This window comes from Rhodospirillales bacterium (assembly GCA_016872535.1).
In the GTDB taxonomy this organism is placed as follows: domain Bacteria; phylum Pseudomonadota; class Alphaproteobacteria; order Rhodospirillales; family 2-12-FULL-67-15; genus 2-12-FULL-67-15.
Genome location: VGZQ01000020.1, coordinates 22,349 through 42,551, shown reverse-complemented (window position 1 = coordinate 42,551; position 20,203 = coordinate 22,349). Strand labels below are relative to the sequence as shown.

Annotated in this window: 18 protein-coding genes and 1 pseudogene; 12 read left to right on the top strand and 7 right to left on the bottom strand. The window is 65.9% G+C overall.

What is annotated here, in order from left to right; genetic code table 11:
* Positions 1-179: 179 nt before the first annotated feature.
* The 5 genes from FJ311_05915 to FJ311_05895 form a co-directional block, all read right to left on the bottom strand.
* Positions 180-1,118 carry an ABC transporter permease gene (locus FJ311_05915; GenBank protein ID MBM3950971.1) on the bottom strand — a complete coding sequence of 313 codons (939 nt, stop codon included), beginning with the start codon at positions 1,116-1,118 and terminating at the stop codon, positions 180-182.
* Positions 1,119-1,188: 70 nt separating this feature from the next.
* On the bottom strand, positions 1,189-2,151 hold the full coding sequence (locus FJ311_05910; protein ID MBM3950970.1) for an ABC transporter permease: 963 nt from the start codon (positions 2,149-2,151) through the stop codon (positions 1,189-1,191).
* Positions 2,148-3,833 carry a peptide ABC transporter substrate-binding protein gene (locus FJ311_05905; GenBank protein MBM3950969.1) on the bottom strand — a complete coding sequence of 562 codons (1,686 nt, stop codon included), beginning with the start codon at positions 3,831-3,833 and terminating at the stop codon, positions 2,148-2,150. The genes FJ311_05910 and FJ311_05905 overlap by 4 nt, the downstream gene beginning before the upstream one ends.
* A 93-nt stretch (positions 3,834-3,926) precedes the next feature.
* The gene (locus tag FJ311_05900; GenBank protein ID MBM3950968.1) at positions 3,927-4,811 is read right to left on the bottom strand and encodes an SMP-30/gluconolactonase/LRE family protein; all 885 of its coding nucleotides are present in this window, start codon (positions 4,809-4,811) and stop codon (positions 3,927-3,929) included.
* Between the two features lie 10 nt (positions 4,812-4,821).
* Positions 4,822-5,499 carry an orotate phosphoribosyltransferase gene (locus FJ311_05895; protein ID MBM3950967.1) on the bottom strand — a complete coding sequence of 226 codons (678 nt, stop codon included), beginning with the start codon at positions 5,497-5,499 and terminating at the stop codon, positions 4,822-4,824.
* A 96-nt stretch (positions 5,500-5,595) separates the two neighbouring features.
* On the opposite strand from FJ311_05895, the gene FJ311_05890 reads away from it, so the two are divergent.
* From FJ311_05890 to FJ311_05880, 3 genes are read left to right on the top strand one after another with little or no spacing between them, the layout of a single operon-like run.
* The gene (locus FJ311_05890) at positions 5,596-6,573 is read left to right on the top strand and encodes a nucleoside-diphosphate sugar epimerase (GenBank protein MBM3950966.1); all 978 of its coding nucleotides are present in this window, start codon (positions 5,596-5,598) and stop codon (positions 6,571-6,573) included.
* A gap of 6 nt (positions 6,574-6,579) precedes the next feature.
* Positions 6,580-7,380: a TIM barrel protein gene (locus tag FJ311_05885; GenBank protein MBM3950965.1), complete on the top strand. Its 801-nt coding sequence runs from the start codon at positions 6,580-6,582 to the stop codon at positions 7,378-7,380.
* A gap of 9 nt (positions 7,381-7,389) precedes the next feature.
* Positions 7,390-7,560: a Flp family type IVb pilin gene (locus FJ311_05880; protein MBM3950964.1), complete on the top strand. Its 171-nt coding sequence runs from the start codon at positions 7,390-7,392 to the stop codon at positions 7,558-7,560.
* Between the two features lie 318 nt (positions 7,561-7,878).
* Here FJ311_05880 and FJ311_05875 read toward each other — a convergent pair.
* Positions 7,879-7,980 (bottom strand): annotated as a pseudogene (locus FJ311_05875) (helix-hairpin-helix domain-containing protein).
* 1,408 nt (positions 7,981-9,388) lie between these two features.
* Between FJ311_05875 and FJ311_05870 the strand changes: the two are divergent.
* Positions 9,389-11,197 (top strand): hypothetical protein, encoded by a 1,809-nt coding sequence (locus FJ311_05870; GenBank protein MBM3950963.1) that lies wholly within the window; start codon positions 9,389-9,391, stop codon positions 11,195-11,197.
* 8 nt (positions 11,198-11,205) lie between these two features.
* Here the strand turns inward: FJ311_05870 and FJ311_05865 are convergent, their stop codons facing one another.
* Entirely contained in the window at positions 11,206-11,907 is a 702-nt protein-coding gene (locus FJ311_05865) for a Crp/Fnr family transcriptional regulator (protein MBM3950962.1), read from the bottom strand.
* A gap of 345 nt (positions 11,908-12,252) precedes the next feature.
* Here FJ311_05865 and FJ311_05860 point away from each other — a divergent pair, with 345 nt between their 5' ends.
* From FJ311_05860 to FJ311_05825, 8 genes are all read left to right on the top strand, one after another.
* Positions 12,253-12,411, top strand: a complete 159-nt coding sequence (locus FJ311_05860; protein ID MBM3950961.1) for a Flp family type IVb pilin — start codon at positions 12,253-12,255, stop codon at positions 12,409-12,411.
* Between the two features lie 81 nt (positions 12,412-12,492).
* Positions 12,493-12,999, top strand: a complete 507-nt coding sequence (locus tag FJ311_05855; protein MBM3950960.1) for a pilus assembly protein CpaA — start codon at positions 12,493-12,495, stop codon at positions 12,997-12,999.
* 367 nt (positions 13,000-13,366) lie between these two features.
* The gene (cpaB, locus tag FJ311_05850; protein ID MBM3950959.1) at positions 13,367-14,209 is read left to right on the top strand and encodes a Flp pilus assembly protein CpaB; all 843 of its coding nucleotides are present in this window, start codon (positions 13,367-13,369) and stop codon (positions 14,207-14,209) included.
* Between the two features lie 10 nt (positions 14,210-14,219).
* Positions 14,220-15,812, top strand: a complete 1,593-nt coding sequence (locus FJ311_05845; protein MBM3950958.1) for a type II and III secretion system protein family protein — start codon at positions 14,220-14,222, stop codon at positions 15,810-15,812.
* 14 nt (positions 15,813-15,826) lie between these two features.
* Positions 15,827-16,456 carry a hypothetical protein gene (locus FJ311_05840; protein ID MBM3950957.1) on the top strand — a complete coding sequence of 210 codons (630 nt, stop codon included), beginning with the start codon at positions 15,827-15,829 and terminating at the stop codon, positions 16,454-16,456.
* A 22-nt stretch (positions 16,457-16,478) separates the two neighbouring features.
* On the top strand, positions 16,479-17,723 hold the full coding sequence (locus FJ311_05835; protein MBM3950956.1) for a pilus assembly protein CpaF: 1,245 nt from the start codon (positions 16,479-16,481) through the stop codon (positions 17,721-17,723).
* 38 nt (positions 17,724-17,761) lie between these two features.
* Positions 17,762-19,207: a CpaF family protein gene (locus tag FJ311_05830; protein ID MBM3950955.1), complete on the top strand. Its 1,446-nt coding sequence runs from the start codon at positions 17,762-17,764 to the stop codon at positions 19,205-19,207.
* A gap of 3 nt (positions 19,208-19,210) precedes the next feature.
* The gene (locus tag FJ311_05825) at positions 19,211-20,200 is read left to right on the top strand and encodes a type II secretion system F family protein (GenBank protein ID MBM3950954.1); all 990 of its coding nucleotides are present in this window, start codon (positions 19,211-19,213) and stop codon (positions 20,198-20,200) included.
* The last annotated feature ends 3 nt before the right edge of the window (positions 20,201-20,203 follow it).

Here is a 20,203-nt window from a genome sequence, read left to right as displayed (position 1 = left end):
GACGACCCGACGGTCGTCAACCCGGCGCGCGCCGCGCCGCCCCTTCGGCAAATACCGCCTGATCCGCGCCCATTCCTTGTCGTTCAGCCAGTAAAGATGCGCCATCCCAGCCTCCGTTCTCCTCGGAAGCTTGAATCACATCTTCGTAGCGTTGAGAATCCCCTAATTGAGTACAGACCCTAGTCCCGGATGGCGCGCGGATCGAGCGCGTCTTGCAAGCCGTCGCCGACGAAGTTGAAGGCAACCACGGTGACGAAGATCAACAGCCCCGGATAGACGGCGAGCAGCGGCGCGCTCCACACCAGCTCCTGGGCGTTGGCGAGCAGGTTGCCCCAACTGGGCGTCGGCGGCTGGATGCCGAGGCCGAGGAAACTGAGGACCGATTCGAGCAGGATCACGTGCCCGGCCGACAGCGTGGTCGCGACCACGATCGGCGAGGCGAGGTTGGGCAACACGTGCACGCGCATGATGCGCCAGGGCGTCGCCCCTTGCGCCCGGGCCGCGAGCACGAACGGGCGCTCGCGCAAGGCCAGCGCCGTCGCGCGCACGAGCCGCGCGACCGTGGTCCAGCCGAGAGCCGCGACGATGATCACCACCCGATAGAGGCTCGCGGTTTCGGCCTCGGCCCATGCGCTGGGGAGGCCGAGCTTGGCCGGCTCGACCGCGGCGAGCACGATCAGGAGCGGCAGCAGCGGCAGCGCGATCACCCCATCGGTGACGCGCATGAGGATCGCATCGAGCCGGCCGCCGAAGTAGCCGGCGACGAGGCCGATGGCGGTGCCGAGAAGCGCGGTCGCGATCGCCGCGGCGAACCCGACCGCGAGCGAAACCCGCGCTCCGAACAGAAGCCGCGCGAGCACGTCGCGGCCCAATTCGTCGGTGCCGAGCGGATGGGCCAGCGACGGCGGCCGGAAGCGGCCGGCAAGATCGGCCGCCGCCGGATCGACCCCGAAGGCGGCGGCGACGAGCGGCGCGGCGAGCGCGAGCAGGGCGAGCATGCCGAGGGCGCCCAGACTCCAGACCGCGGCGCGGTGGCGGACGAACCGGCGCGCGACCGGAAGCCAAAGGGCGGCGAACGGGCGCGGGCGCGTCGACGACAGGGAAGCGGTGGCGCTCATGTGTCGCGTTCCTCGAACGAGACGCGCGGCCGCGGGCTTGCGCGCGCCGAGCGCAATAAAACGGGCGCGCTCATGTGTCGCGTTCCTCGAACGAGACGCGCGGATCGAGCGCAACGTAGGCGACGTCCGCCAGCAGGTTGGCGACAAGGGTGATGAGCGTCGCGAACAGGAGCGCGACCAAGGCGAGGTTGAAGTCGTTGCCCATGACCGCGTCGTAGATCAGGCGGCCCATGCCGGGATAGGCGAAGATGGTTTCGGTCACCAGCGCGCCGGAGAAGAGGGTGCCGAAGTCGAGGGCGATCACGGTCGCGACCGGGATCAGCGCGTTGCGGAGCGCATGCCCGAGCACGACGCGGGTTTCGCCCGCGCCCTTGGCGCGCGCGGTGCGGATGTAGTCCTGGCGGAGCGTTTCGGCCATGGCCGCGCGCATGTAGCGGGCTTGGCCGGCGATGCCGGCGACGGCCAGCGTCGCCACGGGGAGCGCGAGGTGACGGAGTGTTTCAATCCAGCCGCCCCCGCCGATCACCACGCCGCCTGCGGGCAAAACGCCGAGCAACACGGCGAACACGATGATCAGCAGGATGCCGAGCCAGAAGGAAGGGATCGAAATCCCGGCGAAAGCCAGGGCGTTGACCGCGTAGTCGAGCCGCGAGCGCGGGCGTGCGCCGGCGAGCATCCCGGCCGGAAGCCCGATCAGCAGCGCGAGCGCGAACGCGGCGCCCATCAGCTTCAAGGTGTTGATCAGCGCGGGTCCGATCGCGTCCGGAACCGGACGGCTCATCAGGCGCGAATAGCCGAAGTCGCCTTGCAGCGCGAGCCACAGCCAGTCGGCGTAACGCGCGAGGATCGGCCGGTCGAGGCCGTGCAGCGCGCGAAGCCTGTTTGCATCCTCCGGCGTCAACTTGGGATCGGCGGCGATCATCAGGTCGATCGGATCGCCCGGCATCAGCCCCATCAGCCCGTAGACGGCGAACGACATGACCGCCAGCACCAGGGCGGATTGCAGCGCGCGGGTGGCCAGGAACCTCGTCATTTTTGAACCCGCCAGTTCTCGATCCAAAGGGTGCTGACGCCCTGGTGGCCGGTCGGTTCCACGCCCGCCAGCCACTTGGGCAGCACGAAGGCGTCGGCGCGGAAGAAGAGCGGCAGCGACGGCAAATCCTCGGCGTAGATGTCCTGGAAGCGCTTCCACAACGCGCGGCGTTTTTCCCGATTCAGTTCCACCTCGATCGCGTCGATCAGCCGGTCCATCTCCGGGTTGGCGTAGCCGGTGTAGTTCTGGCCGGCGAAGTTGTTGGCTTCGGTCGGAATGTGGCTGGAATGAAGAATGGTGCGCGGCACGTTTTCCGGCGCGCTGTACCAGGCAAACATGGCGAAGCCCGGGAACGTCCGCTTGCGCACGGTTTCGCCGAAGAACACGCGCGCGGGCTGGTTCTTGATGCGCGCGTCGGCCCCGACCGCGCGCCATTGGCTTTGCAGCACCTGCTGCACCGCCTCGCGGGTGCGGTTGCCGGCGGTGGTGGCAAGCTCGAAGGAAAGGCGCTCGCCCTTGGCGTTGTGGCGGAATCCACCCCGCATGACCGACCAGCCCGCTTCGTCGAGCAGCGCGGCCGCGCGCTTCGGGTCATAGGGATATTTGCGGACCTCGGGGTTATGGATCCAATCGAGCGGGTTGACCCCGGTATGGGCGACCGGCTGATGACCGGCGAACAGCTGCTGGACGATGGTTTCGCGGTCGAGGGCATGCAGCAGCGCCTGGCGCACGCGCTTGTCCCTCAGGATCGGGTTCTCCAGGTTGGGCTCCAGGTGTTCGTAGACCAGGCTCGGCTTGAAGATCACGTTGAACCGCTCGCCGTGGCGCTTGGCGAAGGCGACCGCCTGATCGACGGTGAGGCCGAGCTCGCCCGCGATCATGTCGATGGCGCCGGATAGCAGATTGGCTTCGAGCGCGGCGGTGTTTTCGATCACGCGCACCACCACGCGCTTGAAGCGGGGCTTGGCGCCGGGCCAAGTGTCGTTCGGCACCAGCACCACGTGCGAGCCCGCCGTGACCTCGGCGATGCGATAGGGGCCGTAGTAGAGGCCGGGGTTGGCGGTATCGGTGTCGTAGAGGGTGCGGTTCTTGTAGGCGGCGGGGTCGGCGCGGAACGGTTTTTCCTCCAGGTGCGCGGGCAGGAGGCCCATGTCGTTGACCGCGTTGTAATCGAAGGTGAGCTTGTCGAAGTGCAGCGTGAAGGTGTCGTCGTTTTTGGCGTCGACCTTATAGAGGCTGCGGTAGAATTCCTGGTTGGAAACGCCGGTCTGGGGATGGCGCCCGACTTCCAGCGTGAAGGCCACGTCGCGCGACGTGAGCGGCGTGCCGTCGCCCCACTTGAGGCCGGGGCGGAAGGTGAAGGTGACGGCGACGCCTTTTTTGCCGTCGGGGGTGGTTTCCGGCACCGCGCCGCCGTTCTCGATGGTCGGCAAGCTAACGCAGATCATGCAGCCGAGTTCCCAGCGGGCGTCGTGCATGGTGAGCGGCCGCCGGGCCATGCTGAGCACGTAGGTCTTGGCCAACATGGAATCGATCGACGGATGGAAGGTGGCCGGGAACTGGGTCATGCCGATGACCAGCTCGTCCTTGGCCTCGGCCGGCTTGGCGCCCTCCGGGGCTAATGCGGAGGCGAGGGCGAGCGCGCCGAGGAGAACCGGTACGCGGGCGGGCGAAAACGGCATGGCCCGATGGTAGCATTGATCAGGTTTGTCCCGGCTTGAGCTGGATAAAACGCCTTTAAGCTATTGATCGGGCATGTTTTTCTTAGCGGATTGCTACAGCGCGACCCGTGGTTCCGGGAAGCCTGCGACATCGCTGTGGAATCGGAAAAGACAGCCGGAGAGCGGGGCCGCCGCTAGTTGACCCGGGTCGCGCCCGACGCGCAGGCTGGTGACGAAGCAGGTCTTCAGGTCCGGGCCGCCGAAGGCGGGCATGGTCGGCCACGGCGTCGGCACCGCGATGCGCCTATCTGGCGTGCCGTCCCGACGATAGCGGCGCACCTCGCCGGCGTCGATGGCGCTGAGCCAGTAGGCACCCTCCGAATCCACAGTCGCGCCGTCGGGTCGCGCGTCGGGGCCGAGGGTCAAGAACGGCCGCCGCTCGCGGATGCCGCCCGCGGCGTCGAATTCGAACCGCCACACGACGCGCGCGGGCGTATCCGCGTGCCAACCGCCGCGCCCGTCCGGATCGAACGCGAGCCCGTTCGCGAGCGTGATCCCGGTGACTTGCGGCACCAGACGATCTTTCTCCAAGCGATAGAGCGCGGCCGCCGGCTTGTCGCGCGGCTCAAACATGGACCCGACCCAAAACCGGCCGCGAGGGTCGCAACGCCCGTCGTTCATGCGCGTGGTTTTGGGATCGTGTTCCGCCATGGCGAGGGTAGTAAGCATTCCGGTCGCGACGTCGAGACGCGCCACTTGATCGCGCAAGGCAACCACCAGCGAGCCGTCCGTCGCGAGCGCGAGCGAGCCGGGTTCCGACGGCATCGGAAAGCGATAGCGAACGACATGACCCGGCGCGCCGTCAGGATCGACGCCCAGCACCAAGCACCCGACGATATCCACCAGCCAGAGAAGTTGGCGCCGGTCATCCCACACCGGCGATTCCAGAAGTTCTCCCCTGACGTCGGGAACAGGTTCGGCCCGTATCGTCATCGGCATCGGTTGCCCGCTATTTCCCCTTGCCGCCGTGGGCGGCGGACCAGGCGATCGGGTCTTCGAGGAAGCGGCGCACTTCGGCGATCACCTTGGGGTCGAAGTAATCGCCTTCCTCGGCCACCTTCAGCACGTCCCACCAGGTGGCGAGAAAGTGGAGCCGCAGGTCGGATTCGGCGAGCGTGCCGAGGGCACCCGGGAAAATGCCGTAGAAAAAGACGACGAAGGAGTCGCCGACTTTCGCCCCGGCCTTGCGCAGGGCGTTGACGAAATTGATCTTGCTCGCGCCGTCGGTGGCGAGGTCTTCCACCAGCACCACGCGCGCGCCTTCGGCAAAATCGCCCTCGATCTGGGCGTTGCGGCCGAAACCCTTCGCCTGCTTGCGCACATAGAGCATCGGCTTGTCGGCCGCCTCGGCGATCCAGGCAGCGTAGGGAATGCCGGCGGTTTCGCCGCCCGCCACCGCGTCGATCTGGCGCCAACCGACCTCGGTGCCGAGGATCGAGACCGCCTGCTGAACCACATGGCGCCGTTCGGCCGGAAACGAGATCAGCTTGCGGCAGTCGATATAGACCGGGCTCGCCCAGCCCGAGGTGAAGATGTAGGGCTGCGCGGGACGGAAATTGATAGCCTTGATGTCGAGCAGGATCTTCGCCGTGGCGATATCGGCGCCGTGGATGGGCTTGGCGGTCATGCGGTGAATTCCGTGCCAGGGAGTAGGGGGGCGGGTATTATGCCCATGCGCCCCGCGATTGGAACCGGGGAAAAATAATCCGAGGGAACCCAAGCGGTGAGCGATGCCGACGTGAAGGTCTGGGTCCTGGCCGACGACCGCCCCGGCAACCGCGGGCAAGTCTTGGGCGTGGCCGAGGCGTTGGGATTGCCGTTCGCCGTCAAGGAAATCCGCTACGGTCCGCTCGGCGGGTTGCCGAATTTTTTGCTTGGCGCGTCCTTCGCGGGCGTGAGCCGGGATAGCCGGAACGAGCTGGCGCCGCCCTGGCCGGACATCGTCCTCGGCGCTGGACGGCGGGTCGCGCCGGTCGCGCGGGCGATCAAGCGGATCTCCGGCGGGCAAACGTTCGCGGTCCAGATCATGGACCCGGGGCATTTCGCGCGCCGGGACTTCGACCTGATCGCGGTACCGCATCACGATCGGGCGCCGCCGGGCGCGAACGTTTTTTTCATCACCGGGGCTCCGCACCGCATCCGCCCCGATACGCTGGCCCAGGCGGCGGACGCGTGGCGGAGCCGCCTCGCGCATTTGCCGAAGCCCCTGATCGCGGTCCTGATCGGCGGCAGCGCCAAGGGCCGGGCACTTGGGGGCGCTGTGATGGAGGATTTGGCGGCGCGCCTCGAAGCGTTCGCCCGCCGCAGCGGCGGATCGCTGCTGATCACGTCGAGCCGGCGCACTGACCCCGCCGCCCTGAACGCCTTGCTCGCGCGCGTAAGCGTTCCGCGCCATGTGCATCGCTGGGGGGATGCGGGCGAGAATCCTTATCTCGGCTTTCTCGCGCTCGCCGACGCGGTGGTGGTCACTGGCGATTCCATGTCCATGTGTTCGGAAGCGTGCGCGTCGGGAGCGCCGGTTTACATCTTCGCGCGCGACGAGTTCGTGACGCCCAAATACGCGCGCCTGCACCGGGAACTATACGACCTCGGCTTCGCGCGCCCGCTGACCGACCAGGCGACGGCGGGGCGCAAGGATGGGCCGCAGCTTAACGCGGCGGAAGCGGTCGCCGCCGAAATCAGGAAGCGCCGGACGCGCTGACCGTCGATGCCGCGCTTCGCCGCCAGCGTGATGTTTCTGTTCGCCGAGGCGCCGTTCGAGGAGCGTTTCCACCTTGCCCGCCGCGCCGGGTTCCGCGCGGTCGAATGCCAGAACCCGTATGCGTGGGCGGCGGAAGATATTCGCGGTTGGTTGACCGACGCCGGGCTCGACATGGCTCTGATCAACGCGCCCGCCGGCGACCCGGACAAGGGCGAGCGCGGGTTCGCCGCCGTCCCCGGGCGCGAAAACGATTTCCGCGAATCCCTGGAACGCGGGCTGGCGTATGCGCGGATGCTGTCTTGTTCGCGGCTGCATGTGCTGGCAGGTAACGCGCCCGCGAGCGCGGAAACCGAACGGACGTACATCGCCAACCTGCGCCGGGCGGCGGCGCGGGCGGAGCGGGAAGGCGTGCGCGCGCTGATCGAGCCGCTCAACCCGATCGACATGCCAGGATATTTCCTGAGCGGCATGGGGCAAGCGCGCGCCATCCACGACGCGGTGGCGCATACCAATTTGTGGCTGCAATACGACGTCTATCATGCGGCCATGTCCGGCGCAGCTCTCGCGGAGACCTTCCGGGCTCATAGGTCGCGTATTGCACACATCCAGATCGCGGGAGTGCCCGGACGGCATGAGCCGATACCTTCTGAAATCCCGTACCCCGAATTGTTCGCGCTGTTCGACGATTCCGGCTACGACGGCTGGATCGGTTGCGAATACCGCCCGCGCGCCAAAACCGCCGACGGTTTGTCGTGGGCGGCCCGATACGGGTTGCGGCCTCTTGGGGATTTGAACGACGCCGGATAAGATCGCGCCATGATCTTCCTTCGGCGATTTGGGGCGGACGACAGGGGGGCGACCGCGATCGAGTACGCCTTGATCGCCAGCCTGATCTTCCTGGCGATCGTCGCGGCGGTCGGACTGCTCAGCGGCGAGATGACCGACATGTACAATTTCATCTCCAACGCCGTTTCCAACAATCTGTGACGCGAATGTCCGACACGGCCCTCACGCCGGCGGGGGCCTCCCGCATGATCGTCGCGCGGACGTATCTTGGGCTGTTCCTGTTCGCCCTCGCGGCCCACGCCCTGTGGTTCGTTTTGTCGAAATTTCCCGACGAGTTCGTCGACAGCGACGGCTATGTGCGCGTGCTCCGGGTCGAAATGCTGTGGCATGGCGGCGATTGGTTCGCCAACACGCTTCCGCGCAATAACGCGCCTTTCGGCGACACGTCTCATTTTACCCGGCCGCTCGACGTTCTGATCTTGCTGCTTGCGGTGCCGTTGTTGCCGGTGTTCGGAACCAAGGCGGCGATCTTCTGGGCGGGCGCGCTGTCGGGGCCGGTGCTGCACGCGGGGGCGGCCGTCGTGCTCGCCTGGGCGGCGCTGCCGCTGGTCGGGCGGACGGCGGCGATCCTGGCGGGCATCTTCGTCGCCGCGCAGGGGATGATCTGGAGCTACGCCATCGCCATGCGCGCCGATCATCACATCTTGTTTCTGTTTCTGGTGGCGCTCGGATTTGGATTCATGGTTCGCGCGCTCGATTCCGAACGCTCGCACAAATTTTTCGCGTTCGCGGCTGGAATGACGGCGGCGATGGGCGTTTGGGTCGGGGTCGAGGGGCTCGCCTATGCCGGGCTCTGCGCGGCGGCGTTCGGGCTCTATTGGATCGGCGAGGGCGACGCGCGGCGGGGATTCGATTCCGCCGCCGCCTTCGCCGTTAGCCTGATGATCGCGCTGCTGCTGGAGCGCGGCGCCGACGCAGCGACGGTCGAGCACGAGCGCCTCTCGATCATGCACGCCGCCCTCGGTGTTCTGGTCGCGGCGGGGTTCGCCCTGTTGCGCGGCGCCGAAGGATTCGGGGCGCGGTTGGGCTGGCGCTGGCGCGCGGTGTTGGGCGGGATTTGCGGCGCGCTGGTGCTGGCGGCGTGGATCGCGCTCTTTCCATCCATCGGCCGGGGGCCGATGGCGGATTTCGATCCCGAGGTCGCGGCGCTCATCTTCGCCACCACGTCCGAATACGCGCCGGGCTTACGACCCGACCGGTTGCCGCTGGCCTTGGGCGGTGTTCTGCTGGCCGCGCCGTGGCTCGCCTGGCGGCTTGCGCGCGAAAGAACGCTGTGGACCGAGGGCGCCTGGATCCATCTGGCGGCGTGCGTCGCGTTCTACGGCGCGATCACCGCCGCCTGGGGACGGTGGGGCATTTACGCCGCATTGTTTTCTTCCGTCCTGCTGGCCGAAATGTCGCTCAGGCTCACCGAACGGATCGTGGCGAGGGGAGGCTCGCGGCTCGCGCGCGAGGCGGGCAGCGCGCTGGTGATGGCCGCGTTCCTGATCGGGCCGCTTGGGTTGGCGCTCGGCGCCATGAAACTTTTTACGCCCGAGGAGCGCGTCGCCCACCTCCGCAACATGAAAACCTGCCGGGCGAAGCCGCTGGCCGAGGTGCTCGACCGTCCGCCGTGGTCTGACCGTTCGCGCGTGGTCGCGACCGGCGCCAACATCGGCGGCGAGATCATGTACCGCACGCCGCACGGTGTCGTCGCGTCGCTCTATTTGCGGGGCTACGAGGGCCTACGCGACGTGAACCGGCTGCTCGCCGCGACCGAGGAGGCGGCGGCGCGCGCGATCGTCGATAAGCGAAAAATAGAATTGATCGCGATTTGCCCGGCTTTCGGCATCGAATGGATGGGCGCGAAGGACACCGGTCCCGGCACCTTTTACGACCGCCTGATCGCGGGCCCGTCGCCGCCGTGGATTCGGGAAATCGCGCTGCCCGAAAAGGCGTCGGCCTATCGGCTGTTCGAGGTGCTTAAGCCATGACATCGGAGGCGATCGGCGCGCGCGCCTATGTTGGCCTGTTCGTCTTCGTTCTCGCGGCGCACGGGTTATGGTACGCGGTTTCCGATTTGCCGCCGGGTTTTATCGATAACGACGGGTATGTCCGTCTGCTCAAGGTCGAAGCCCTGTGGCGGGGCGAAGGGTGGTTCGACCGGTCGTTTCCACGCGCCAACGCGCCCTACGGCGACGTGTTTCACTGGACGCGCCCGCTCGACGTGGTGATTTCGGCTCTCGCCTTGCCGACGGTTCCGATTCTGGGCGTCAAGCAGGCCTTGTATGCGGCGGCGATGGGGTCGGGGCCGGTGTTGCATGCGGGCTCGGCCGTCCTGCTCGCCTGGGCGGCGTTGCCATTGGTCGGACGGACGGCAGCGATCCTCGCCGGCATCGCCGCGACCGCCCAGTACGGGCTGATGTCGTACGGCGCCCTGGTGCGCGGCGACCATCACATCCTGTTCGTGTTTTTCGCCGCCCTCGGATTCGGATTCATGATCCGGGCCCTGGCCCGCGAAGAACAGAAACGACGCAATGCTTTCTATGCCGGTCTGGCGGCAGCGGCGGGCGTGTGGGTTGGACCCGAAGCCTTCGCTTTTGCCGCCATTTGTTTCGCCGCGTTGGGCTTGGTCTGGGTGGCGGGCGCGGACGAGCCGGGTGGCGCGCGCGCGGCAAATTTCGCTATCGGTTACGCGGGGGGACTGCTTGGCGCGCTCGCGATCGAGCGCGGGCCGTCGTGGCTGGCCGTCGAATACGACCAAATCTCCATCGTTCATGCGACGTTGGGCGTATTGATCGCGTTATTCTTCGCGGCGGTATGGGCCGCCGGGGGGCGTGGGCAGCTGCGGACTCCGGCGACGCGGATCGCGGCGGCAGCGGTCGGCGCGGCGGCGGCGGTCGGAATTTGGATTTGGATATTCCCCAAGGCGCTCGCCGGGCCGCTCGCCGGCGTCGATCCGGAATTTGCCCGCTATTTGGCCGAAAACCTGGGCGAGTTGCAGTCGGGCGCTTCGCTCGAACGATTTCCGGCGACGCTCGGCGCGACCGCGTTGGCGCTGCCATGGCTGGCGTGGCGACTGCGGCGGGAACGGGTCGGAACGCGCTTCTGGGCGTGGGTTTTCGTCGCCATGTGCGTCGCGGCTTACGGTGCGCTGACCGCCGGTTGGATCCGCTGGATGATATACGCGGGATTATTCCCGTGCCTCGCGCTCGGCGACATGATCGCCCGCGCGACGGAAGGGATTGCGCGGCGAAAATGGGCACGGCCGTGGCGCGAGGGAGCAAGCGCGGCGGTGGTCGCGCTGTTGTTGCTCGGGCCGCCGGCGGCGGCCTATGTGTCGGCCTTTCAGCGGGCCGGGGGCGAGCTGAACGCCGGCCGCGGCGGCGCCGACGTCTGTGCCGGGCGCCGGCTCGCGGACGCGCTCAACCGGCCGCCCTGGTCGGAACGGCCGCGCGCGATCCTGATGGGAATGAATTACGTGGGCGAAGTCCTTTACCGGACGCCCCATCGGACCGTCGGCATGGCGTATCATCGCGCCGAGGCGACATTGCGCGACACCCTGGAGGCTTTCGCCGCGACCGACGATGCGATCGCGCGGGAAATTATCGCCCGGCGCGGCGTCGGGCTGATCGCCATTTGTCCGGGGTACGAGGTCGAGGGCCTGAGTCCGGAAAGCCGGCAGCCGGGAAGCCTGTACGACCGCCTGACGAAAAATCCGCCGGCTTGGGTCCGGCGCATCGACACGCCGCCGGAGGCGTCGGCGTTCCGTCTGTTCGAAGTGCTGCCGCGCGGATGAACGCGCCGTCAGTCGCGCGCGGCGGCGACCTTGCCCAACATCTGCAGCTGCGGCCAATCGCAAATGACGAGCGCCATGCCCCGGCGCTTGACGACGCCGTCGCGGGCGAGCCGGCCGATGGTTTGGGCGACGATGTCGCGCGAGGTACCGGCCCAGCCGGCGATGTCCGAATGCACCGGCATGGTCGGAATGTACCAGCCGTTTGGGATCTTGGGGTCGGGTTCGGCGATGCGCAGCAGCTCGATCACCACCCGTTGTTCCTCGGTCAACGTGCTCAAGGTGGTGACCCGCTTGTCGAGGCCGCGCACGACGCGCGCCAGGCGCTGAATGATCTTCAACGAGATGTTCGGGTGCTTGAGCAGGATCTTGACGAACGCCGGGCCGTCGATCGAAGCCAGCACGCTGTCGACCGAAGCGACCGCCTTGGCCGAGCGCGGTTGGCCGTCGATGGCGGCAATTTCGCCGAACATGTTGCCCTGCAGAATTTCCGCGAGCGTCACCTCGCGTTCGCCGACGGTGGTCAGAATGCGGACCGCGCCGGCGACGACGCAATAAACCTCGAGGGTGTCGGTTTCCTGATCGAAGATGGTTTCCCCGGCGGGAACCTCGCGCCATGTGGCGACAGACGCGATCTCCCGGATCGCTGCGGGTGTCAGATCGGCGAACAGGGCGATATTGGAAAGATCGCGCGTGTTGGGGTCGGTGGTCATGCGGCATCCGCCATCATCGGCACCAGCGGTAAAAAAACCAGAATTCGGCCGGCCGGTTATCTTATGCCGGAACCCGGTGCGTACAAAATCCAACCAACATCCAAGGTCGGAAGGTTGTGCCGGTTCGCGGATAACGTCGGGGATCGTTAATAATTTTGCATTAACGTGCGGTGTGAAACATTTCCTTGCTTGCGGAGAATCCCGAAATTTTGCTAGGATTTACAATATTACTAAACGACGATACTCGTCTTGGTTCCGACAGAGCAGAACAGCGGGGAACCGGGCGAGGTCAAGGGGAACGCCACGGCCTTCGGGCCCATAGCGACTTGAGAGGAGAGAAACCACATGTCGAAGTTGCGCGCCTTCGTCCGTAGCGAAAATGGGGCCACCGCCATCGAATACGGCCTCATCGCCGCCCTGATCGCGGTCGTCATCATCGGTGCCCTGACACTCGTCGGCAACGATTTGAACGCGATGTTCCGTAACGTCGCGAATAACCTCTAACCGGTTTCACACCGCGTTTCCCACCGTCCGCGGAAGCCGCATAAGCTTCCGCGGGGGAGGTTGCGCGTTCCCGAGGGGGTCATGGGCCCCGGAATCGCCTTCGCGTTTTTCGCCTTGTTGGCATGGGCGGCGTGGGACGATATCCGGGCCTATCGCATTCCCAATTGGCTGGTCGGCGCTTTTCTCGCGCTTTTTGCCGCCGCTCTGGTGTCCGGGATAATTCCCGAAAAGCGTATCCTCTTCCATCTGGCCACCGGCGCCGGCGCTTTGGCGCTGGGCGTGCTGCTGTTTTCCCGCAATTGGATCGGCGGCGGCGACGCCAAGTTGTTCGCCGCGCTCGCGCTGTGGGCCGGGTGGCCCGAAACGCTCCGCCTGGCGCTCGTGACGGCGATCGCCGGGGGTGGAGTGGCGCTTTTCGTTCTGTGGCGTATCCGTCGGACCCGGACGGCGAATGGGAAGGATATCCCGGCCGGACCCAAGCCCGGGCGGCCGCAAGTGCCGTACGGCGTCGCCCTCGCGCTCGCCGGTCTGGACTTCTGGATTCGAAATCTGGTCGGTTCCTTTTCGTGGCCGTTCATCGGCTTATGATGGGGCTTATGATGGTTAACGGCCTTGCCCGTCGATGCCGGTTTTTACGCCCGGGTCGGTCGGTTCCAAGATCGACCTTTTTCTATTACTTTCATTGGCTTTACGGGGTATTTTAAGGCGTTCGGGTCGCGATCCGAAACGGGGCGCGAATCGGCCCGGCAGCGAGACCTTTGCCGCCGCGCCGGCATCGTTAACCGGCTGTTAGCCTTAACGGCGTTGACTCGGTAGCAACAACGACCGCCACGGTCGGGCCATAAGACCATTTGGGAACACGGGATGCGGCCGATCACGATTCTTCTGATTTCGATCGCCCTGCTGATCGCCGGCGGCTTGGCCTTTTTTTCCAAACGACTGGTCGAAGGCCAAGTTGCGGCGCGCGGTGAAATCGGCGGAAGAGGCCGATACCGTTCAAGTCCTGGTCGCCGCGCGCACCATCGGCACGGGAAAGGTGCTCGTCGCCGACGACTTACGCTACGACAAATGGCCGAAAGCCATTGCCACCGGGCAAAACGTCGTCGCGCGCAAAGGCAAGGAAGACCCGCGGCAAACTCACGTCGGCTATGTCGCCCGACGCGATCTGTTCGAAGGCGAGCCGATCGGCCCGAGCGCGGTGTTCAAGCCCGAAGGGCCCAATAAATTCTCGGCGCTGCTCGCCCCGGGCATGCGCGCGATCACCATCACCATCACCGCGGAAAGCGCCATCGCCGGTCTTGCCGTGCCCGGCGACCGGGTCGACGTGGTGCTGACGTCGGACGTATCGCGGTTCGGAGGTGGCCAGCCTGGCGCCGCATCGGGCGAGTTCGTGCGCTACGCCGCGGAAGTCGTTTTGGAAAACGTCAGGCTGCTCGCCATCGATCAGACTTTGACACGCGAAACGGCGGGCAAGGAGAAGGAAGCGCCCAAAACCTCGGGCGTCGGCAAGACCGCGACCGTGGAAGTCACCGCCGAGCAGGCCGAAAAACTGATCCTGGCGGGACAGATGGGCAAGCTTTCCTTGGTGCTGCGCAGTGTCGCCACGGCGCCCGAAGCACGGTCGGATGCTTACACCACCGACGTCGAAACCAGCGCGGTACTGGGCAAGCTGGTCGGTCGGGGCAAAGCCAAGGCCGGGGAGGAGAGGGCCAAGGCCGCGCCCACCCGCGTTCAGGACAATGGCGGAGCGGGTGGCCCCTTGATCATCAATCGCGGCGGCGACCGGACGGTCCGGTGAGAATGGTTCGATGAATTTTCCCTTGAACTTCTTCCGAAACGTCGGCCGCGCGGTTTTGATGGGCGCGTTGCTGATGGTCTGCGCGCCTCAGCTTCCGGTCCAGGCGCAAGCCCCGACCCAGGCCGCGCCCAAAGCGAGCGAGCCGCCACCGCCTTCCGCCGCGCCGCGAGGGCAGGTCGAACGGGAGCGCGAGGGCTCGACCAAGGACCGCGTGCGCGGCCCATCGCGGGTGCGGGTGCTGCCGTCACCGGAGAAAGCCGTCGCCCTCGGCAACATGGAACGCCGAACGGCGGGAGAGGTCATGCAGGTCGCGCTCAACAAGACCGTGCCGCTCGCCTTCGAGCGGGCGGTACGCGACATCGTCGTCGGCAATCCCGATATCGCCGACGTGATCGTGCGCGCCGCGGACCAAGTCTACATCGTCGGCAAAACGGTGGGCGACACCAACATCTTTCTGATCGGGCCGGACAACAAAGTGCTGCGGCGGATCGAGATCGCGGTTCGCCTCGACATCGAATCCCTCAAGGATGCGCTGGCCCAGCACTTGCCCGACGAATCGATCGAGGTCACCAGCGTCGGCGACAGCATCGTGCTTTCCGGCCAGGCGCGCACCGACGGCGCCGCCGCCCAGGCGCGCAGCCTCGCCCGGCGCTACGTCAAGTCCGACGAGAATATCGTCAACATGATGAAGGTGCGGACCGAACAGCAGGTCCTGATCCAGGTCCGGGTCGCGGAAATCCAGAAGACCGCGCTCAAGGAACTCGGCATCCGCCACGCCGCCAATGCCGCCGGCACCACGGCGTTTCCGCTCAAACTCGCGGACAACGACGCGCTCCTTTCGGCCACCGTCCGGCAAGTCGGCCCGACCACCACCGACACCGGATTCGCCGCAACGATCCTGGTATCGAACCTGATCGACAATCTGACCACGACCTTCCAGTTGCTCGAAACCCAGGGCATGGTGCGCAACCTCGCCGAGCCGAACCTGGTCGCGGTGTCGGGCGAGTCGGCCAATCTGCTCGCCGGCGGCGAATACCCGGTTCCGGTGCCGGGCCAAGACGGCACCGTGTCGATCGAATACAAGCCGTTCGGCGTGAGCCTCGCCTTCGTGCCGGTGGTGCTCGATTCGGGCCGCATCAGCCTGAAACTGGAAACCGAGGTCAGCGCCATCACCACGGCGAATTCGATCACCTATCCGGTCGGATCGAGCACGGTGACCGTCCGGTCGTTCACGGTCAGGCGCGCCAACAGCACGGTCGAGTTGCCGAGCGGCGGCAGCTTCATGATCGCCGGATTATTGCAAAACGACGTGACGGCGGCGCTCGGCGGCGTGCCCGGAATCATGGAAATGCCGATCCTCGGCGCGCTCTTCAAGTCCACGTCCTTCCAGCGCAGCGAGACGGAATTGGTCATCCTGGTGTCGGCCCTGATGGTCAAGCCGACCGACCCGAAGAACCTGACGCTTCCGACCGACGGATTCGTCGTCTCCAACGATCTCAGCCGCTACCTGCTCGGCCGCTTGCAGGAAACCTACGTCCGCCGCCCGGGCCGCGCCTTGCCCGCCGGCGGTCCGCAGGGGCCGATCGGCCACATCATCGATTGAGGCAGAACATATCCATGCGCAAAACGATCGGCGGGATGTTGACCATGATTATCGCGATCCTCGGAATCGCGGGATGTGGCGCCGACCTGATCGACCACGACTACCGGCTGCGCTACCCGATCGGGGTCGAGCAGCACACGGCCATCCTCGACGTCGGCTCGCTCGACGAGGACGGGGAACGCATCGCCGCCTTTGCCGCCGATTTTCTCAGGACGACCGGCGGCAAGGTCGCGGTCACGGTCAGCGGGCAAACCGCCGACGACGCGGAAGCCATCGCGTTCGCCCAGGATATCGGCGCCACGCTCCGCGCCCACGGCCTCGCCGCCGGCGAGATCGATCTTCGGCTCGCCGTCAACGCGGGCGAGCGGCGCGCCGTGCTTACCTACGTCTTTTACGTCGCCCGCCCGCCGCAGTGCGGAACCTGGACCAAGGACATTTCCGACAACTGGACCAACGCGCCGAGCGAGCATTTCGGCTGTGCCACGCAACGAAACGTCGGCTCTATGGCGGCCAATCCGCGCGATTTGATCCGGCTTTCGGACGATCAGGGACGCTGGGGTTCGCGCAGTGTCGATATTCTCGGCAAGTACCAGCGCGGCCAGGGCACCGCCTCGCCGAAGGAAGCCAAAACGAGCACCAAGTAACAGCCGGTTGGAGAAGTCGATTTTGTTTTTACGGATCACCATCGAGGCGTTCGCGGCCGAAACCACCACGCGCGCGACATTGGAGCAGGCGGCGACAGATTCGCGCCTGAGCCGGTCGCGGATGACCGTACGTGACGGCGGCTTGGCCGGCGCGATCGCCTATTTCCGCGAGAACCCGACGCCGCAGGTGCTGATCGTCGAAGAAACCGGCGACGATCGGGCGTTGATAGCCGCGCTCGGACAATTGGCCGAAGTTGTCGAGCCCGGCGTCAAGGTGATCGTGATCGGAACCCTCAACGACGTCGGGTTGTACCGCACCCTGGTCGGGCAGGGCGTCAGCGACTATCTGCTCGCGCCGCCCGAGGCGGGAACGGTGGTCGATAGCATTCTCGGACTTTTCAGCGACCCCGCGTCGATCCCGCGCGGACGCGCAATCGCTTTTTTCGGGGCGGGCGGCGGCGTCGGCACCAGCGCCGTCGCGCACAACGTCGCGTGGCTCCTGGCGCGCACCTACAAGGAACCGACGATTCTCGCCGATCTGGATTTTTCCTTCGGATGCGCCGATCTTGCCTTCAACCTCGAGTCCAAGCAATCGGCCGCCGATGTGCTCGCCCAATCGGACCGGATGGACGATGTGTTGTTTGACAAGTGCCTGATTCCGCACGGAGACAACCTGAAGGTTCTTGCTAGCAGCGGCACCCTGCACGCCGCGAGCGCGTTGCCGTCGGAGGCGGTGGAAAAGTTTCTCGATCTTTCGAAAGGCGCGGCCGGGTTCACGGTGCTCGATCTACCGCATATCTGGACCGATTGGACCCTGGCCGCCCTGGAAATCGCCGACGAAGCGGTAATCGTCAGCCGGCCCGACTTGACGGGACTTCGGGAATCCAAGAACATTTTCGCGGCGTTGGCGTCGCGGCGCGGCGCGAAACCGACCCGTCTGGCGCTGAATAAGATCGGTGAATCCAAAAAAACGGAATTGTCGGCCAAGGATTTCATGGAGGCGACCAGCACTCATTCGGTACTCTCCATTCCTTACGCCGTCGATGTGTTCCAGAGCGCGATGAACAACGGCCAGATGATCGGCGAGGCGGCCAAATCGCACGCGGCGGTGGACGGCTTGCGCAAAGTGATGGCGGCGGTGTCCGGGCGCGAGAATAAACTGGAGAAGTCCGACCGCGCGGGCGGCATCCTCGGCTGGTTGCGCTCCGGCGGCGCGAAAAAGGACAAGGACGGGACTAAAGCCGGCAAGGGCAAGGCGGCGGAATAAGAGGTACTCGTCCGCCGGCAGGGAAGGAAGGCTCGATCATGTTCGGCAAACGCACCACATCGCTCAGCGTGGTTCCGAGCGCCCCCTCGTCGGCAGCCTTGGCGCCGAAGCCGCCGGAGCCGAAAGCGGCGCCGCAGCCGATTCCTTCGTCCAAGGGCAAGGCCGAAGTCTCGGCCGCCGAGACCAAGCCGGCGCCGGCCAAGCACGCAGGGCTCGGCGACCGGCTCGAAGAAATCAAGGGCAAGGTTTTCAGCGACCTGATCGAGACGGTCGACCTGGGCGAATTGTCGAAAATGAGCATGCAGGCGGTGCGCGAGGAACTCAGCGACATCATCGCCGAGATCATGAGCATGCGCAATTTCACGCTCAGCGCCGCCGAACAGGAAAGCGTGGTCACCGAAATCTGCAACGACGTGCTCGGCCTGGGCCCGCTCGAGCCGTTGATCGCGCGCGACGACATCGCCGACATCATGGTCAACGGCGCCAACAAGGTCTACATCGAAACCGGCGGCAAGATCGAGCTGACCGACATCAAGTTCCGTGACAACACGCAACTGATGAACATCTGCCAGCGGATCGTGCAGGCGGTCGGCCGCCGCGTCGACGAGGCCAGCCCGATTTGCGACGCGCGGCTGGCCGACGGCTCGCGCGTCAACGTGATCGCCCCGCCGCTCGCCATCGACGGGCCAACCCTCACCATCCGCAAGTTCAAGCGAGAAAAGCTGACGCTCGACAAGCTGGTGAGCTTCGGCGCGATTTCGCCGCGCGGCGCCAAGTTGCTTCAGGTCATCGGCGCCTCGCGCATCAACGTCATCATTTCCGGCGGCACCGGCAGCGGCAAAACCACGCTGCTCAACTGCCTGACCAACTACATCGACCGCAGCGAACGGATCATCACCTGCGAGGACGCGGCCGAATTGCAGCTTCAGCAGCCGCACGTGGTCCGGCTCGAAACCCGCCCGCCCAACCTGGAAGGCATCGGCCAGGTCACCATGCGCGATCTGGTGAAGAACTGCCTGCGCATGCGGCCCGAACGGATCATCGTCGGCGAGGTGCGCGGACCCGAGGCTTTCGACCTGTTGCAGGCGATGAACACCGGTCACGACGGATCGATGGGTACGATTCACGCCAACAACCCGCGCGAGGCGATCAGCCGTATCGAAAACATGATCGCCATGGGCGGCTTCACGCTGCCGGCCAAGACGGTGCGCGAGCAGATCGTCGGCGCGGTCAACGTCATCGTCCAGGCGGCGCGCCTGCGCGACGGCTCGCGCCGGATCACCCACGTCACCGAGGTGATCGGTATGGAAGGCGAAGTGGTGACGCTTCAAGACCTGCTGGTGTACGAAATTCTCGGGGAAGATAAAAACGGCAAGATTCAAGGTCGGCACAAGCCGACCGGCATCCGGCCGGCATTCTGGGACAAGGCGAAATATTTCGGGCTCGAAGCCGAGCTGGCGGAAGCGTTGCACGAAGGCGCCTGACGCATGGATATCACCGTCATCGTCGCGGTTCTGGTCGGCTTGGCCTCGGCCATCGCCCTCGGCGTCGTCGTGTACACCACGCGGTCGGTCGCGACCCGACGGTTCACCGCGCGCCTGGCGGCGATCAAGAGCGGCGGGGAAATCGGCTCGCTCGCCGGGCGGGACGTGTCGGGCGACCGCCGGCGCAGCGTTCAGGCCAAGTTGAAGGAAGCCGAAGCGCGCCGGACCAAGAAAGGCATCTATAAGCTGCGCGAAGAGATGATCCAGGCGGGATTGGAGGACATTTCGCCGCTGCAATTCTTCGCCGGTGTCGTAACCGCCGCGGTGGTCGTCACCGCCCTTTATTACGTCATGGGCAAGCCGTTCCTCGGCGTGCTCGGCCTGCTCGTGTTGCCGATCGTGACGATCTTCGGATTGCCGAAATTCGTCCTCAACTTCCTCATCAAGCGCCGCGTCAAGAAATTCACGAGCCTGTTCGCGGACGCCCTCGACGTCATCATTCGCGGCGTCAAGGCCGGCCTGCCGGTGCCCGAATGCATTTCCGTCATCGGTCGGGAAATGCCCGACCCGATCGGTTCCGAATTCCGGCTGATTTCGGAGGGAACGCGGATCGGCATGACGCTCGACGAATGTCTCGACCGCGCCGTCAGCCGGGTGCCGACGCCGGAATTGCGCTTTTTCGCCATCGTGCTGATGATCCAGCGCCAAACCGGCGGCAACTTAGCGGACACGCTGCAAAAGCTTTCCGACGTGCTGCGCGGGCGCAAACGGATGCGCGACAAGGTCCAGGCCATGTCGAGCGAGGCGAAGGCCTCGGCCGCCATCATCGGATCGCTGCCGGTGGTGGTCGGCGCCTTGCTTGCCCTGGTCGCGCCGGAATACATCGCGGTCCTATTCACCACGGCGGCCGGCCATAAGCTGATCGGCGGCGGCCTAGTGTGGATGGGGATCGGCGTCGCCGTCATGAACAACATGATCAGCTTCGAGATGTGAGCC